The organism is Polymorphospora sp. NPDC051019, assembly GCF_040683055.1.
Lineage (GTDB): Bacteria > Actinomycetota > Actinomycetes > Mycobacteriales > Micromonosporaceae > Polymorphospora > Polymorphospora lycopeni.
In genome coordinates, this window is the sequence record NZ_JBFBCH010000003.1 from 357763 (window position 1) to 373636 (window position 15874).

Consider the following 15874-nt stretch of genomic DNA (forward strand, 5'->3'; position numbering starts at 1 on the left):
GGTGGCCGGCCGCCCGGCGTAACGTCGGCGTAACGAGCGAGTTGGAGACTGACCGGCCAGGCGTCCAGCCAGTGGGGCCGGTCTGCGCGGCGAAGCGTCACGAGGGGTTGAAGTGGACCGTCAACAGGAGTTCGTGCTCCGTACCCTGGAAGAGCGCGACATCCGTTTCGTCCGGTTGTGGTTCACCGACGTGCTGGGCACGCTCAAGAGCGTCTCCGTCGCACCCGCCGAACTGGAGTCCGCCTTCGAGGAGGGCATCGGCTTCGACGGTTCGGCGATCGAGGGGTTCGCCCGGGTCGTCGAGTCCGACATGGTCGCCATGCCCGACCCGACGACCTTCCAGGTCTTCCCCTTCGAGGGCGGCGCCAGCGGCGAGAGCGCCCGGATGTTCTGCGACATCCTGCTGCCCGACGGCAGCCCGTCCTGGGCCGACCCGCGCCACGTGCTGCGCCGGGCGCTGTCCCGGGCCGCCGAGAAGGGCTTCACCTTCTACACCCACCCCGAGATCGAGTTCTTCCTGCTGGAGGACGGCCCCAACGACGGCTCGGTGCCGACGCCGGTCGACTCGGGCGGCTACTTCGAACACACCACGCACGCCGTCGCCCGCGACTTCCGCCGGCAGGCGGTGCTGTCGCTGGAGCGGATCGGCATCTCGGTCGAGTTCAGCCACCACGAGGTCGCCCCCGGCCAGCAGGAGATCGACCTGCGCTACGCCGACGCGCTCACCACCGCCGACAACATCATGACGTTCCGGCACGTCATCAAGGAGGTCGCGCTGTCGGCCGGGGTACGGGCCACCTTCATGCCCAAGCCCTTCACCGACCAGCCCGGCAGCGGCATGCACACCCACCTGTCGCTCTTCGAGGGCGAGCGCAACGCGTTCCACGACGCCGGCGACCCGATGAAGCTCTCCAAGGTCGCCAAGGCGTTCATCGCCGGGCTGCTCGTGCACGCCCGCGAATACACCGCGGTCACCAACCAGTGGGTCAACTCCTACAAGCGGCTGTTCCCGCAGGCCCTGCCCGACCGGATCACCGAGTCCCCGGCGTACGTCTGCTGGGGACACCTCAACCGCTCGGCGCTGGTGCGGGTGCCGGCGTACGGCAAGCCGAACTCGGCCCGGGTCGAGATCCGCTCGCTGGACTCGGCGACCAACCCCTACCTGGCGTTCGCGGTCCTGCTCAGCGCCGGCCTCAAGGGCATCGAGGAGGGCTACGAGCTGCCGCCGGGCGCCGAGGACGACGTGTGGTCGCTGTCCAACGCCGAACGCAAGGCGATGGGCTACAAGGCGCTGCCGGAGAACCTCGCCGAGGCGATCGACGTGATGGCCGGCTCCGAGCTGATCGCCGAGGTGCTCGGCGAGCACGTCTTCGACTACTTCCTGCGCAACAAGCGCGCCGAGTGGGAGGAGTACCGGCGCGAGGTCACCCCGTACGAGCGCCGCCGCTACCTCGGCACACTCTGACCTCCACCGCCCGTCTCCACCCCGATCTCCACCCTCCGATGGTCCCGGCCCACCCGGTCCCGCTCGTAACGTTCCGGGTCATGAACGAGCGGAACCGTATTACGAAGCCCGAGGCGCCGGCCGGCCGTCGCGTCGACGCCATGCGTGCCGCGAACTACCTGCTGACCGGCAAGCGCGACGGCAGCCGGGGCACCCGGCTGGCCGGGGCCGTCATCGACCGGGTGCTCGAACGGGAGGGTGGGAAGATGACCGGCCGTGTCGTCGTCGCGATCCTGGTGGTGCTCGGCGTGGTGGGGCTGGCGTTCGTCGCCTACCGCCTGCTGGTGCTCGACCTCATCCTGACCGTGGTACGGGAACGCGGCTGACCGGTGGGGCTGCGTCGGCTGACCAGTCGGGGCGTACGGCTGATCAGGGCCGACGACCCGGAGACGGGCTGGCTGGTCCGGATCGTGGTCAGCGCGCTGCTGATCTGGTCACTGGTCTTCCTGACCCCGCCGAGTCCCGCCGTACGGCTGGTCCTCGTCGCCGCCCTCGCCTGCTGGGGCGTCTTCCTGGTCGCCGACACCCGGTGGCCGCGGGTCGCCCGCGGCGGCCTGGCCCTCGCGACGCTGCTGCCGGCCACCGTCGCGGGGGTGCCCGAGAGCGCGTCGGCACCGCTGTTCCTCTACTCCATGCTGTTCACCTTCGTGCTGCTGCCCCGGACCCCGATGTGGTCGATCCTGGCGCTGACCGGGGCGGTCATCGTGGTTCTCCTGACCGGCATGTGGCTCGCCGGCCGGGGGCCGACCGCGATGCTGACCCAGCCCGCGCTGATCGCCGTCCTGGTGCTGTTCAGCCTGCACCGGAGGGAATACCGGCTGCGGGCCGAGCAGACCGCGCTGCTGTTGGAGCAGACCGGGCGTACGCAGGAGGCGCAGGCCCGGGCGGCGGCCCTCTCCGAGCGGACCCGGATCGCCCGCGAACTGCACGACGTGCTCGCCCACTCGCTCGGTGCGCTCGGGGTGCAGCTGGAGGTCGCCGAGGCCGAACTGACCGAGAAGGGTGACGTGGCGGCCGCGGCGGCCCGGATCCGGCGGGCCCGGCGGCTCGCCGTCGACGGCCTGGCCGAGGCCCGCTCGGCGGTCGCGGCCCTGCGCACCGACGTGCCGCCGCTGGCCCGGGCCCTCGGCGACCTCGTCGCCGACCACCGGGCGGACCACGCGGCCACGATCACCCTGCGCACCGGGGGCAGCCCGCACGACCTGCCGCCCGGCGCCGAGGTGGCGCTGCTGCGCACCGCCCGCGAGGCGCTGACGAACGCGGCCAAGCACGCCCCGGGGGCGCCGGTCGCGGTCACCCTCGACTACTCCGATTCGGCTGTCCGGCTCACGGTACGCAACCCGGCCCCGGACCGCCCCGGCCCGGCCGACGACGGCGTCGGCGGGTACGGGCTGACCGGGGCGCGGGAGCGGGTGGCGCTGGTCGGTGGCACCCTGGAGGCGGGCGTCGTGGACGGGGCGTGGCGGGTCGGCGTGGAGGTGCCGGGATGAGCGACGAGCCGCTGCGGGTGCTGGTCGTCGACGACCAGCAACTCGTCCGGGAGGGGCTGACCGCCCTGCTCGAACTCACCGACGGGGTCACCGTCGTCGGCGCCGCCGGTGACGGCGCCCGGGCCCTCGACCTGATCGCCGAGCGGCGGCCGGACGTGGTCCTGATGGACCTGCGGATGCCCGTACTCGACGGGATCGCCGCCACCGGCCAGGTCCGGGACCGGTTCCCGGACGTCGCGGTCGTGGTGCTGACCACGTACGCCGACGAGGAGTCGATCGCCGGCGCGCTCGCCGCCGGGGCCCGGGGCTATCTGACCAAGGACGCCGGGCGGGCCGAGATCGGCATGGCGCTGCGGGCGGCGGTCGCCGGCCACTCCATGTTCGACCCGGTGGTCTCCGCCCGGCTCGCCGACGCGATGAACCGGCCGGCGCCGCAGCCGCGCGACCGGTTGCCGGACGGCCTGACCCAGCGCGAGGCCGAGGTGCTCGGCCAGCTCGCCCTGGGGCGGACCAACGCCGAGATCGCGGCGGCCCTGTTCGTCGCCGAGACGACGGTGAAGACCCACATCAACAACGCGTTCGCGAAGATCGGCGCCCGGAACCGGACCGAGGCGGCCGGCTACGCGACCCGGCACGGTCTCGGCTGACCGGGGCCCGTCCCGTGGCCGTGGTCAGCGGACGGCCGGGCCCACGGTCAGCGTGCCGGCGGTCGGGTCCAGGGTCGCCGGCACGCCGACCGGCACGGTGACCTGGCCGACGCCGTGCCCGACCGGCAGGCCGCCGAGCACCGGCACGCCGAGGTCGCCGAGCCGCTCGGCCAGCACGTCGGCCACGTCGACCCGCCAGCCGTCGCGGCAGTTGGTGAACTGCCCGACCGCCACCCCGGCGACCCGGTCCAGGACCCCGGCGCGGCGCAGGTGGGTCAGCATCCGGTCCACCTTGTACGGCGGCTCCTCCACGTCCTCGATCAGCAGGATCGCGCCGGTCAGGTCGGGCATGTCCGGGGTGCCGACCGAGGAGACGACCAGGCACAGGTTGCCGCCGATCAGCGGCCCGGTCGCGGGTGCGGCACCGACCCGTACGGCCGCGGTCTCCTCGGTGTCGATCCGGGCGACCACGATCTCGTCCGTGGTCATCAGGGCCCGGCGCAGGGATTCCGCCGACGCCGCCGGGGTGCGCTCGTCGAGCCAGGCCGCGCCCGGGCCGTGCACGGTGGCCAGCCGGGCGCCGCGCCAGAGCGCGAACTGCAGGGCGGTGATGTCGGAGAAGCCGGCGACCACCTTCGGGTCGGCCCGTACGGCGGCCATGTCGACCAGGTCGACGACGCGCTGCGCGCCGTACCCGCCCCGGGTGCAGAGCACACCGCGGACCAGCGGGTCGGCGAACGCGGCGTTGAGGTCGGCGGCGCGCAGTTCGTCGCCGCCGGCCAGGTAGCCCTGTCGGGCGTACGCGTTGGGGGCCAGCACGGGGCGCAGGCCCCAGCCGGTCAGCAGTTCGATGCCGCGGGCGACCCGTTCGGGGCGGGTCGGCCCGGACGGCGACACCAGCATGACGGTGTCACCGGGGCGCAGGGCGGCCGGGCGTACGGCTTGGTCTCGACTCACGGCAGCGCAGCCTAGCGACCCACCCCGCGATCTTGCACTTGTCGCCTCCCATAGCGGACGAAAGGGGGAGAGAACCGCAAGATCGCGAGAATGTCGTCGGTCGGCTATCGTGCGGATCACGCCGCGTCCGTATCGAGCGTGACGCGGGGCTGGAGGTGGATCGGTGTACGCGGACCTGCTCACCGGAGCGTGGCAGAGCCTGGTCTACGGCGCGGTCGGAATCGGCCTGATGGCGGTCGGGTTCCTGCTGGTCGACCTGCTCACCCCCGGCCGGCTGCGCGACCTCATCTGGGTACGGCGCAGCGGCAACGCCGCGCTGCTGCTGGCCGCCAACCAGCTCGGCATCGCCGGCATCGTCTTCACCGCGATCCTGACCAGCTACGACTCGTTCACCAAGGGCCTGGTCTCGACGCTGATCTTCGGTGCCGTCGGCATCGTGATCATGGCGTTGGGCTTCTTCGTGCTCGACTGGCTCACCCCCGGCAAGCTGGGGGAGATCATCGCCGCCACCGAGCCGCACCCGGCGGCCCGGGTCAGCGCCGCCTCGCACTTCGGCGCCGCGCTCATCGTCTGCGCCTGCATCGCCTGAGCGCGCCCGCGTCGCCGCGCGGCGCCCGGCCGGCGGTGGCGCCGCCCGGTGGGCCCGCCGGCTACGGCGCGCGGAGGCCGTCGAGCAGCCAGCCCGCGTAGCGGCCGGCCAACTCGCCGACCGCGGTCGGGTCGGCGGCCGTCGGCCCGACCGGTTCCGCGGGCCCGAGCGGCCCCGCCGGACCGCCGGTGTCGCCGGCCAGGCGGGCCGCGTAGGAGACGCCGCACATCAGCCGCAGGATGTCGTCGCCGTCCACCCCGGGCCGCAGGGCGCCGGCGTCGCGGACCCGCCGGAGGAGCTGGTCGACGGTGTCGTACAGCTCGTGTTTGAGCTGGCCGGTGCGCGGGAGCGTGTCGGTGCCGGTGGCCAGCACGTCGGCGAACCCGGGGTCGGTGACCATCAGGGCGATCCCGGTGGTGAGCAGCCGGGTCAGGCCGCTCCACGGGTCGGCGGCGGCCAGTTCCCGCCGGGCCTGGTCGAGCACGTCGTCCAGTTGGGCCTGCACGAGCGTCTCCAGCAGTGCCCGCGGCGTGGGGAAGTGGCGGTAGGCGGTCCCGACGCCGACGCCCGCCCGCCGGGCGATGTCGTTGAGTTGCAGCGACCGGTCGCCTTCGGCCAGCGCCTGCCCGGCGGCGTGCAGCAGCCGCTCGCGGTTGCGGGCCGCGTCGGCGCGCGGCGGGGAGTCTGACCCGGGCACGGAGTCAGGCTACCGGAACCGGCCGACATTAGCGGATTGGCTATCCGTTTATGCTACGGTGAAGCGGATAGCTAATCCGCTTCGTTCGACGGCCGGCCCCACCCGGGGCCAGAACGGGAGCCTTCCGACATGCCCGAGTCACCACCCCGCCGGCGCTGGACCGCCGCCGACATCCCCGACCAGTCCGGACGTACCGTCCTGATCACCGGCGCGAGCAGCGGCCTCGGCCTGCACATGACCGGTGAGCTGGCCCGGCGCGGCGCCCGCGTCGTCATGGCCGTGCGCGACGTCGCCAAGGGGGAGCGGGCCCGGGCCGCGCTGCCGGCCGCCGACCGGATCGAGGTACGCCACCTCGACCTGGTCGACCTCGACTCCGTACGCGACTTCGCGGCCGGGATCGTCGCCGACGGCGGCGGGCACGTGCTGGTCAACAACGCCGGGATCGGCAACCTGCCCCGGCGGTTGAGCCCGCAGGGGCACGAGCGCCAGTTCGCCACCAACCACCTCGGTCACTTCGCGCTTACCGGGCTGCTGCTCGACGCGCTGACCGGACCCGACCCGCGGGTGGTCACCGTCACCTCGGGCCTCTACCCGCTCGGCACGATCCCGTTCGACGACCTGACCGGCGAGCGGCGGTTCTCCCCGGGCCGCGCCTACATCAACACCAAGCTGGCCAACGTCCTGTTCGGTCTCGAACTCGACCGCCGGCTGCGCGCCGCCGGGTCACCGGTCCGCAGCCTGCTCGCCCACCCCGGGATGGCCCGTACGGCGTTCATCGACCAGGGGCCGCCCGCCCTCGTCGGCCTGGCCAGGTCCGTCGCCCGGGTGATCGGCCGGCCCGTCGCGGACGGCGCGGTGCCGATCCTGTACGCCGCCACCGCACCGGACGCCCCGACCGGAGCGGTCATCGGCACCGGCCCGACCTTGCGCAAGGTCGCCCCCACCGTGGAGGCGGTCCGCCGCCCCGGCACCGACGCCGGGCTGGCCACCCGCCTGTGGCAGGTCTCCGAGGAGCTGACCGGCGTCACCCCGCTGCTGCCGGTCCGGCCGTCCCGCTGAGCGGGCAGGCCCACCCGTCGGCCCGCGCACCGCGAGGCGGGGCGGTGGCCCCCGCCGGCCACCCGATAGCCTCGGGTGCGTGGCAACCGCGCTCGTAATCGAGAACGATCCGACCGACGACCTCCGCCGACTCGGCGAGTGGCTCACCGAAGCCGGGCTGGACCTGCGGGTCGTACGCGCGCACGCCGGTGAGGAGCTGCCGGCCGACCTCGACGGATACGACGCGTTCGTGGTCCTCGGCGGCGCGCAGGCGCCCTACCCCGCGCCCGACGGCACACCCGGCGCCCCCTGGTTCCCGGCCCTGGAGGGGCTGCTGCGCAAGGCGGTCCGCAACTCGGTGCCGACCCTCGGCATCTGCCTGGGCGCCCAACTGCTCGCCACCGCCCACGCCGGCACCGCCGAGCGCAGCGCCGCCGGGCCCGAGGTCGGCCCGGCGGTCGTCGGCAAGCGCGACGCCGCCGAGACCGACCCGCTCTTCCGCTACGTGCCGCTGATCCCCGACGTGTTCCAGTGGCACCGCGACGAGGTCACCGAGCTGCCCCGTAACGCGGTGCTGCTCGCCGCGTCGACCCGCTATCCGCACCAGGCGTTCCGGATGGGCGACCGGGCCTGGGGCATCCAGTTCCACATCGAGTGCGACACCGCCATGATCGCGCAGTGGGCCACCGACTCGGAGACCCTTGCCGAACTCGGGTACGACCCGGAGGTCGTCGTCGCCGCCTGCGACGCGATCATGGTCGACGTCGAGGAGGTGTGGCAGCCGTTCGCCGCCCGGTTCGCCGCCCTGGCCCGCGGCGAACTCGACGTACCGCGCCCCGGCCGCAACCTGCCGCTGCTGGGGCACTAGCGCCGCCGATGACCAGACCCACCAGCGCACAGGCCCGGCTCGCCCGCTACGGCTTCGGCGGCGCCGGGGGACCCGCCACCCGCCCCGGTACGGCCGCCGCCGACCTGCTCGGCCCGGACGGGCTCGGCCTGTGGAACCCGGCCACCCACGAGCCCACCGACGGGGCGGCCGCCGAACTGCTCGCCGCGCTGTCCCGGGCCGCCGATCCCGACCTGGCCCTGCGCCAGCTGCACCGGCTCGTCGAGTCCGAGCGCCGCACCGCTCCCGACGGGCCGGGGGTCGTCGACGCGCTGCACGCCGACCAGGGGCTGCGCCGCCGGCTGATCGCCGTACTCGGTGCCTCGTCGGCGCTCGGCGACCACCTGGTGGCCAACCCCGACCAGTGGCGCGTCCTGGTCACCGGGGCCGACGGCGCGGCCCCGCCCGCCGACGGCCGGCTCGAACCCGAGCCACCTCCGGCCGGCGACGCCCCGGCGACCGGACCCGCCGTCGGCAAGGCGGCCGTGCCGGGGCTGCGGCGGGCCTACCGGCGGGCCCTGCTGCGGATCGCGGCGGCCGACCTGACCGGCGGGCGCGGCCTGGAGCAGACCATGGCCGCGCTGTCCGAGCTGGCCGACGCGACCCTGGCGGCGGCCTACCGGATCGCGGTCGCCGAACTGCCGGCCGGCACCCCGCAGCCCCGGCTCGCCGTGGTGTCGATGGGCAAGTCCGGTGGCTGCGAACTCAACTACGTCTCCGACGTCGACGTGATCTTCGTGGCGGCCGAGGACGACGACCTGCCCGCCGCCACCGCCGTCGCCACCCGGCTGATCCACATCTGCGGGCTGGTCGCCTGGCCGGTCGACGCCGCCCTGCGGCCCGAGGGCAGCCGCGGGCCGCTGGTCCGCACCCTGGCCAGCCATCTGGCCTACTACCACCGCTGGGCCCGCACCTGGGAGTTCCAGGCCCTGCTCAAGGCCCGGCCGGCGACCGGCGACACCGAGCTCGCCAAGGCGTGGATCGACCAGCTCGCCCCGCTCGTCTGGCACGCCGCCGAACGCCCCGAGGCGGTCACCGACGTACGCGCCATGCGCCGGAAGATCATCGACAACATCCCGCCCCGCGAGCTGGAACGCGAGATCAAACGCGGGCCCGGCGGATTGCGCGACATCGAGTTCGCCGTTCAGCTCCTGCAGCTCGTGCACGGCCGGGTCGACGAGACGCTGCGGGTCACCGGCACGCTGCCGGCCCTGCGCGCCCTGGTCGCCGGTGGCTACGTCGGCCGCGCCGACGGCGAGGCGCTGCTGCGCGGCTACCGGTTCCTGCGCTCCGTCGAGCACCGGCTGCAACTCCAGGGACTGCGCCGCACCCACACCGTGCCCGACGACCCGGCCGCGCTGCGCTGGCTCGCCCACGCCCTCGGCTACGTCGCCAACCCGGGCACCAGCGCCGTCGAGGCGTTCCGCGCCGACTGGATCAGCCACGCCACCGAGGTCCGCCGGCTGCACGCCAAGCTGCTCTACCGTCCGCTGCTGGAGGCCGTCGCCCGGGTGCCGGCCGACGAACTGCGGATGACGCCCGAGTCCGCCCGCCAGCGGCTGGAGGTGCTCGGCTTCGGCGACCCGGCCCGCGCACTGAAGCACATCGAGGCGCTGACCGGCGGGGTGACCCGGACTGCCGCCATCCAGCGCACCCTGCTGCCGGTGCTGCTGCCGGAGTTCGCCGACGCCCCCGAACCCGACCGCGGCCTGCTCAGCTACCGGCAGGTCTCCGACAAGCTCGGCGGCACCCCCTGGTACCTGCGCCTGCTGCGCGACGGCGGTCCCGTCGCCGGCCGGCTGGCCCGGGTGCTCGGCCTGTCCCGCTACGCCGCCGACCTGCTCGCCCGCGACCCGGAGGCGCTGCGGCTGCTCGCCGACGACGCCGAACTCACCCCCCGATCCGCCGACACCCTGCGCGAGGGCTTCACCGCCGCCGCGTCCCGGCACGTCACCGGCACCGAGAAACCCGATCCGGTCCAGGCCATCACCGCCGTACGGGCCCTGCGCCGGCGGGAACTCGTCCGGCTCGCCTGTGCCGACGTACTCAGCCGGACCGGCGCGCTCGCCCCCGAGCGGCCGGTCGACGTCACCGGCATCGGCGTCGCGCTCACCGACGTCGCCGAGGCCACCCTCGCCGCCGCCCTACGGGCCGCGCTCGCCGCCCAGCCGCCGATGCCCGGCCTGCGGTTCGCCGTGATCGGCATGGGCCGGCTCGGCGGCTACGAGATGAGCTACCCGTCCGACGCCGACGTGCTGTTCGTCTACGAACCGCCGCCCGGCGTGCCCGACGACGCCGCCAGCGCCGCCGCCCGCGCCGTCGCCGAGGAGCTGCGCCGGCTGCTGGCCATGCCCGCCCCCGACCCGCCGCTCGGCGTCGACGCCGACCTGCGCCCCGAGGGCAGGCAGGGGCCGCTGGTGCGCAGCCTGGCCGCGTACGCCCAGTACTACGCCCGCTGGTCGAAGGTGTGGGAGGCGCAGGCGCTGCTACGGGCCCGGTTCGTCGCCGGCGACGCCGACCTCGGTACCCGCTTCGCCGAACTGGTCGACCCGATCCGCTACCCGGCCGCCGGCCTGACCCGCGAACAGGTCACCGAGATCCGCCGGATCAAGGCCCGGGTGGAGAGCGAACGGCTGCCCCGCGGCGCCGACCCGGCCACCCACACCAAGCTCGGCCGCGGCGGGCTCGCCGACGTCGAATGGGCGGTACAGCTCCTCCAGTTGCGCCACGGCGGCCGGATCGAGCGGCTGCGCGGCACCCGTACCCTCGACGCGCTGGCCGCAGCCCGCGACGCCGAACTGCTCGACCCGGCCGACGCGGTGGCGATGGCCGCCGGCTGGACCGCCGCCGCCCGGGTCCGCAACGCGCTGACCCTGGTCCGCGGCCGGCCCGGCGACCAGCTGCCCCGGCACGGCACCGAGCTGGCCGGCGTGGTGCAGCTGCTCGGCGGCGACGACCCCGGCGAGTTCCTCGACGACTACCTGCGCGCCGCCCGCCGGTCGCGGGCGGCCGTCCAGCGCGTACTCGATGCCTGACCGGCACCCGCCGCGTACCGCCGGCCGCCCGGCCGGCCCGCCGCGCGCCGGCCGCCGCCCCTCCGGGCCGGCACCCGGTGCCCGTCGCGCGGTCGGCGCGACGCTGGTCACCGCCGCCGTCCTGACGGCGGCGTTCCTGGCCGCGCCGCCGCTCGGCAGCGACCTGTCCGCCCAGGTCGCCCGCGCCGGCTTCTTCGAGCGGCACGGCTTCGCGCCCCTCGACCTCGGCTGGTACGGCGGCGTGGCCCCGCCCGGCTACAGCCTGGTCAGCCCGCCGCTGATGGCCTGGCTGGGCGGCGGCACGCTCGGCCCCCGGCTGGTCGGGGCGCTGGCCGCCGCCGGCTCCGCGCTCGTCCTGGCCCTGATCCTGGTCCGCACCGCCGCCCGCCGGCCACTGCTGGGCGGGGTGCTGGGGGCGGTGTGCCTGTTCGGCAACCTGGTCTCCGGCCGGGTGACGTACGCCGTCGGCATCGCGTTCGGCCTGCTCGCGATCCTCGCGCTCACGTCACGGCGGCGCCGGGCCGGACCCGTGGCGGCGGTGCTCGCCGCGCTGCTGGCCGGGGCGGCGAGCCCGGTCGCCGGCCTGTTCGTCGGGCTGGCCGGGGTCGCGCTCGCCCTGACCGACCCGCGGCGCCGGCTCGCCGGGGCGGCGGTGGCGGCCGGGGCGGCCGTACCGGTGCTCGGGCTGGCGGCCCTCTTCGGCTCCGGCGGCTGGATGAACATCAGCTTCCTCGACACCGCCCGGGCCGCCGTGGCGAGCCTGGCCGTGGCGCTGCTCGTGCCACACCGTGCCGTGCGGGCCGGCGCCCTGCTGTCGGCCGGCGGGGTCGTCACCGCCTACCTGGTGCACACCCCGGTCGGGCTGAACGCCACCCGGCTCGCCGTGATGTTCACCCTCCCGCTGCTGGCCGGGTACGCCGTCGTGCCGGGGGCCGCCCGGCTGCGCCGGCCGCTGGCCGCCGGGGCGCTGGGCCCGCTGCTGGTCGCGGTGGCCCTCGTGCAGCCGCCGGTGTCGACCGCCGACCTGCGCGCCGCCGGGGACCCGACCGCGTCGCCGGCCTACTTCCGGCCACTGCTCGACGAACTCGACCGCCGGCCGCCCGGCCGGGTCGAGGTGGTGCCGACCGGCAACTACTGGGAGGCGGCGTACGTGCCCCCGCACGCGCCGCTGGCCCGCGGCTGGCTGCGCCAGGCCGACATCGCGCACCACCCGCTGTTCTTCGACGGCTCGGTCGACACCGACTCCTACGGGCGCTGGCTGCGCGACAACGGCGTCGCCTACGTGGCGCTGGCCGGCGCCCCCACCTCGTGGGTCGGCCGGCGCGAGGCCGAGGTCGTCCGCGCCGGACCGCCGTACCTGACGCCGGTGTGGCGGGGCGGCGACTGGACCCTGTACGCCGTCGCCGCCACCCCGTCCATCGTGGACGGTGCGGTGCTGGTGGACGCCGACGACCGCGCCGTCGAGATCGACGTGCCGGCCGCCGGGGACGCGCTCGTCCGGGTCCGCTGGTCGCGCTGGCTCACCGTCGACGGCCCGGCCGGCTGCCTCACCCCGTCCGGCGACGGCTGGACCCTCCTGCGGGCCGCCGAACCCGGCCGCTACCGGATCACCGGAGCCTGGCGGACAGGCCCGACCTGCCCGCCGCCGCCGTGACACGATGAGCGGCGTGCAACGGCTGACAATCGTCCGGTACGCCGGCTTCGCCGGGGCGGTGCTGCTGGCCGTCGCCGCCTACCTCGGCGGCGCGCTCGTCGAACTCGAGATCGGCGTCACCCCGCTGAAGATCCTGCGCGGGGAGAACGGCCCGCTGATCATCGCCTGCTGGCTGGTCGGCACCGCGCTGATGACCGGCGCCTGGTGGGCCGCCCGCGACGCGGTGCAGTCGACCCGCTGGGCGCTGGTCACCACCGGACTGTGGCTGCTGCCGCTGCTGTTCGCGCCGCCGTTGGCCAGCCGCGACGTCTACGCGTACGCCTGCCAGGGCGCCACGTACGCGGCCGGGTTCAACCCGTACGAGCAGGGGGTCTCCGCCCTGCCCTGCCCCTGGCTCGACTCGATCTCCCGGATCTGGCGGGACACCCCCGCCCCGTACGGGCCGCTCTTCGTCCTGATCGCCGGCGGGGTCGTCGCCGCCACCGACAACCTCACCACGATCATCGCCACGTTCCGGGTGATCGCCGTACTCGGGGTGGGGCTCACCGCCGCCACCCTGCCGGTCCTGGCCCGGCGCTGCGGCGTACCCGCCGGTCGGGCCCTGTGGATCGGGCTGGCCTGCCCGCTCGTCGCGATCCACCTGGTCTCCGGGGCACACAACGACGCACTGATGATCGGACTGGTCCTCGCCGGCCTCGCCCTGCTCGTCACCCGCCCCGGGCGGGCCTGGGCGATGGTGGGCGCGGGTGCGCTGCTCGGCCTCGCCGTCGCGGTCAAGGCCACCGCCGGCGTCGTCGTGCCGTTCGCCGCCCTCCTCGCCCTGCCGGCCGCCTTCCGGTGGCGGGACCTGGTCCGGTACGGCGGCGTCGTGGTCGCCGGCGCGCTCGGCGCGATGGTCGCCGTCACCCTCGTGGCCGGCCGCGGGTTCGGCTGGATCGCCGGGCTGTCCAGCAGCGGCGACACGATCCAGTGGAGTTCCCCGCCGACGGCCGTCGGGCAGACCATCAGCTACGTGCCCCGCCTCTTCGGCGTGCACTTCGACGCGATACCGGCCGCCCGGCTGGTCGGCATGCTGGTGCTGCTGGTGTTCCTGGTCGCCCTGTGGTGGCGGTCGCGCCCGGCGGTCGCGCCCGGCGGGCCGTCCCGGGACGAGGCGGGTACGTCCGGCGCGGGTGGCGCCGGGGCGGCGGATGCCGCCGGGACGGCGGTGCCGGCGGCCAGCGGCGACCTCGGGCGGGATCCGCTGACCGCGGCGGCGATCGCGCTGGTCGCCACGGTGGCACTGTCGCCGGTCTTCCACCCGTGGTATCTCACCTGGCCGCTGGCCCTGGTCGCGGCGACCACGACCCGGCTGCGCTGGTTCGTCGGCGTGTGCGCGGTCGCCTGCTTCCTGGTCCTGCCCGACGGGACGGGCCTGCCCCGCTACACCAAGTTCCCCGGTGCCCCGCTCATGGCGATCCTGGTGGTGCTGGTCGGGATCCGGGTCTGGCGCTGGTGGCGGACCGCCCCCCGGTCCACCGGCCCGGCACCCGTACCCGCGCACGGCCGCGAAGCGGGCGATCGCTAGAGCCGGTGGCCGTGGCGGCGGGTGCGGAGCGCGAGGGCGAGCCCGAGTACGCCGGTGGTCAGCACCGTGGCCGCGACCGAGACGGCGAGCAGCGCCGCCCACGACGCGTTGAACTGGCCGGACGGGGTCAGGTATGTGGTCGCCAGCGACTGGGTGGCGAGCAGCCCGACCGGCGGAGCCAGCATCAGCATCGTCCAGACCCCACCGCCGCGCGCCGCGCCGCCACCCAGCACGCCACCGGTGACCGCGGCCAGCACCGCCACCACGCTGAGCAGGAGTGCGGCACCCGCCGGAACGTCATAGTGGTTCCAGTAGCCGAGCGGGCGGAACGAACGGTAGACCCCGAGGACCGCGGGCAGCGCGCCGAACAGGACCGCACCCGCGAACGGGACCACCCGCGCGACGGCGGTCGGACGTGCCGGCAGGGCGAGCGCGACCAGCCCGAGCGCGATCTGCGGCAGCAGCACGAACAGCGGCGGCCGGATCGTCCCGGTGAGCACGCTCGCCGGAACGACCGCGCCGGTGAGCACGATCGCGGCACCGATCCCGATCCGGACCCGGCGCCGGGGTGCCACCACGGCGACCAGGCCGACGGCGAGCCAGGCGATCCACGGCACCGCGCCGAGGCTCCAGAACGGGCCGAACTGCAACGGGATAGACAGCGGTTCGCGTGGCCCGAGCTCGAAGTACACGAGCCAGATGGCGGCCATCGCCACCGCGGTGGCCAGCGCGAGGACGGCGGCGAGGTGGGCGCCGGCGACGACGTCCGGGCCGGCCATCCGCAGGTGCTGGCGCAGCCCGCCGCGCAGCAGGTCCACGGCGTCCGCGGGCGACGGCCGCCGCCGGTCGGTCCCGGCCAGTTCCAGGTACGTCCCGACGATCTCGTCACCGCGCCGCGCCCGGTAGTCCTTCGGGTACGCCCACAGCAGCCGGCGGTAGCGGCGTTCCAGTCGCGTCCGGTCGCTCACGCCAGACCTCCGGTGGCGAGCGGGTTGGCGGCCGCGGCCGGCCCCGGCGCGGACCGGCGCCCGGCGGCCCGGTCGCGCAGCCGGGCGGTGGCGGCCTCGACGTTGCGGCGCAGGCGCTCGGTCTCGGCGGCCAGGGTCTCGCCACCGGCGTCGGTGAGCCGGTAGTAGCGGCGCAGCCGCCCGTCGACCACCTCCTCGCGGTCGGCCGCGACGAGGCCCTCGTCGGTGAGGCGGTCGAGCGCGCCGTACAGCGTGCCGGGGCGCATCGCCAGCCGGCCGCCGGACAGTTCGGCGACCTCACCGATGATCCCGTAACCGTGCATGGGGCCGCCCGCGAGCGCCGTGAGGATCAGGAACGTGGGTTCCCGCAACGGTGACGACATGGCACACAATATAACGGTGGCAAAGATATACCGCCACCAAACTCATACCCCGCCCTCGCCCCGCCGCGCGCCTCCGCCCCGCCTCCGTTGCGCCCGTCGCGCCGCCGTCCCGCCCTTGCCCTGCCCCGCCTTGGCCGCGTTGATCAAGGAGAAGGTGTGCCCGTTCTGTAGCGCTATGTCGCGGGACTTCTCCTTGATCAACGGGACGGTTCGGGGTGGGGGAGGGGAGGCGGGGAGATGTCCGGCCCTCTCGGTGGCCGGGACGGTTGCTGTTGGGGCTCACAGCGAATTCGCTGTGGATACGCCGAATTCGCTGTGGGGCGTGACAGTAGTAGCTCCGCCTTCTGAAGGCTGGAATTCGCTTGTCTTGATCGTCTGCGGCTCAGGCGTTCGACACGCCGGGATCGGTGTGTCTGAACAGCAGACGATCAACCGGCGGCGAGCGCCCCTGACAGGGGA

Annotated in this window: 14 protein-coding genes; 10 read left to right on the forward strand and 4 right to left on the reverse strand. The window is 75.1% G+C overall.

From position 1 onward, the window contains the following. Positions 1-112: 112 nt before the first annotated feature. From glnA to AB0M79_RS08550, 4 genes are all read left to right on the forward strand, one after another. Complete coding sequence (gene glnA / locus AB0M79_RS08535) at positions 113-1465, forward strand: type I glutamate--ammonia ligase (RefSeq protein ID WP_357521476.1); 1353 nt, start codon at positions 113-115, stop codon at positions 1463-1465. Positions 1466-1545: 80 nt separating this feature from the next. Then, positions 1546-1830, forward strand: a complete 285-nt coding sequence (locus AB0M79_RS08540; RefSeq protein ID WP_364209600.1) for a hypothetical protein — start codon at positions 1546-1548, stop codon at positions 1828-1830. 3 nt (positions 1831-1833) lie between these two features. After that, entirely contained in the window at positions 1834-2994 is a 1161-nt protein-coding gene (locus tag AB0M79_RS08545) for a histidine kinase (protein WP_364209603.1), read from the forward strand. Continuing rightward, the gene (locus AB0M79_RS08550) at positions 2991-3641 is read left to right on the forward strand and encodes a response regulator transcription factor (protein WP_364209606.1); all 651 of its coding nucleotides are present in this window, start codon (positions 2991-2993) and stop codon (positions 3639-3641) included. The genes AB0M79_RS08545 and AB0M79_RS08550 overlap by 4 nt, the downstream gene beginning before the upstream one ends. A gap of 24 nt (positions 3642-3665) precedes the next feature. Here AB0M79_RS08550 and AB0M79_RS08555 read toward each other — a convergent pair whose 3' ends face one another. Next, positions 3666-4598 (reverse strand): LD-carboxypeptidase, encoded by a 933-nt coding sequence (locus AB0M79_RS08555; RefSeq protein ID WP_364209609.1) that lies wholly within the window; start codon positions 4596-4598, stop codon positions 3666-3668. A 163-nt stretch (positions 4599-4761) separates the two neighbouring features. On the opposite strand from AB0M79_RS08555, the gene AB0M79_RS08560 reads away from it, so the two are divergent. Then, on the forward strand, positions 4762-5187 hold the full coding sequence (locus AB0M79_RS08560; protein ID WP_357537762.1) for a DUF350 domain-containing protein: 426 nt from the start codon (positions 4762-4764) through the stop codon (positions 5185-5187). Positions 5188-5248: 61 nt separating this feature from the next. Here the strand turns inward: AB0M79_RS08560 and AB0M79_RS08565 are convergent, their stop codons facing one another. Further along, complete coding sequence (locus tag AB0M79_RS08565) at positions 5249-5884, reverse strand: TetR/AcrR family transcriptional regulator (RefSeq protein ID WP_364209612.1); 636 nt, start codon at positions 5882-5884, stop codon at positions 5249-5251. 129 nt (positions 5885-6013) lie between these two features. Between AB0M79_RS08565 and AB0M79_RS08570 the strand changes: the two genes are divergently transcribed. From AB0M79_RS08570 to mptB, 5 genes are all read left to right on the forward strand, one after another. After that, positions 6014-6943, forward strand: a complete 930-nt coding sequence (locus tag AB0M79_RS08570) for an SDR family NAD(P)-dependent oxidoreductase (RefSeq protein WP_364209615.1) — start codon at positions 6014-6016, stop codon at positions 6941-6943. A 79-nt stretch (positions 6944-7022) separates the two neighbouring features. Next, positions 7023-7790, forward strand: coding sequence for a type 1 glutamine amidotransferase (locus tag AB0M79_RS08575; protein WP_364209618.1), 768 nt, complete (start codon positions 7023-7025; stop codon positions 7788-7790). Positions 7791-7798: 8 nt separating this feature from the next. Beyond that, positions 7799-10843 carry a bifunctional [glutamine synthetase] adenylyltransferase/[glutamine synthetase]-adenylyl-L-tyrosine phosphorylase gene (locus AB0M79_RS08580; RefSeq protein ID WP_364209621.1) on the forward strand — a complete coding sequence of 1015 codons (3045 nt, stop codon included), beginning with the start codon at positions 7799-7801 and terminating at the stop codon, positions 10841-10843. Next, positions 10836-12497 carry a hypothetical protein gene (locus AB0M79_RS08585; protein ID WP_364209624.1) on the forward strand — a complete coding sequence of 554 codons (1662 nt, stop codon included), beginning with the start codon at positions 10836-10838 and terminating at the stop codon, positions 12495-12497. Before AB0M79_RS08580 ends, AB0M79_RS08585 begins: the two co-directional genes overlap by 8 nt. Before the next feature lie 4 nt (positions 12498-12501). Further along, entirely contained in the window at positions 12502-14064 is a 1563-nt protein-coding gene (gene mptB / locus AB0M79_RS08590) for a polyprenol phosphomannose-dependent alpha 1,6 mannosyltransferase MptB (protein ID WP_364209627.1), read from the forward strand. On the opposite strand, the gene AB0M79_RS08595 is transcribed toward mptB, so the two are convergent. Continuing rightward, complete coding sequence (locus AB0M79_RS08595; RefSeq protein WP_364209630.1) at positions 14061-15032, reverse strand: hypothetical protein; 972 nt, start codon at positions 15030-15032, stop codon at positions 14061-14063. The two genes, mptB and AB0M79_RS08595, sit on opposite strands and share 4 nt — an antisense overlap. Further along, positions 15029-15415 carry a helix-turn-helix transcriptional regulator gene (locus AB0M79_RS08600; RefSeq protein WP_364209633.1) on the reverse strand — a complete coding sequence of 129 codons (387 nt, stop codon included), beginning with the start codon at positions 15413-15415 and terminating at the stop codon, positions 15029-15031. The genes AB0M79_RS08595 and AB0M79_RS08600 overlap by 4 nt, the downstream gene beginning before the upstream one ends. Positions 15416-15874 lie beyond the last annotated feature (459 nt).

Bases quoted from the DNA above. Each gene is read 5' to 3' on its own strand.
- AB0M79_RS08540 (WP_364209600.1), top strand. From the start codon at position 1,546: ATGAACGAGCGGAACCGTATTACGAAGCCCGAGGCGCCGGCCGGCCGT.
- AB0M79_RS08550 (WP_364209606.1), top strand. From the start codon at position 2,991: ATGAGCGACGAGCCGCTGCGGGTGCTGGTCGTCGACGACCAGCAACTC.
- AB0M79_RS08570 (WP_364209615.1), top strand. From the start codon at position 6,014: ATGCCCGAGTCACCACCCCGCCGGCGCTGGACCGCCGCCGACATCCCC.
- AB0M79_RS08580 (WP_364209621.1), top strand. From the start codon at position 7,799: ATGACCAGACCCACCAGCGCACAGGCCCGGCTCGCCCGCTACGGCTTC.
- AB0M79_RS08585 (WP_364209624.1), top strand. From the start codon at position 10,836: ATGCCTGACCGGCACCCGCCGCGTACCGCCGGCCGCCCGGCCGGCCCG.
- mptB (WP_364209627.1), top strand. From the start codon at position 12,502: ATGAGCGGCGTGCAACGGCTGACAATCGTCCGGTACGCCGGCTTCGCC.
- AB0M79_RS08600 (WP_364209633.1), bottom strand. From the start codon at position 15,415: ATGTCGTCACCGTTGCGGGAACCCACGTTCCTGATCCTCACGGCGCTC.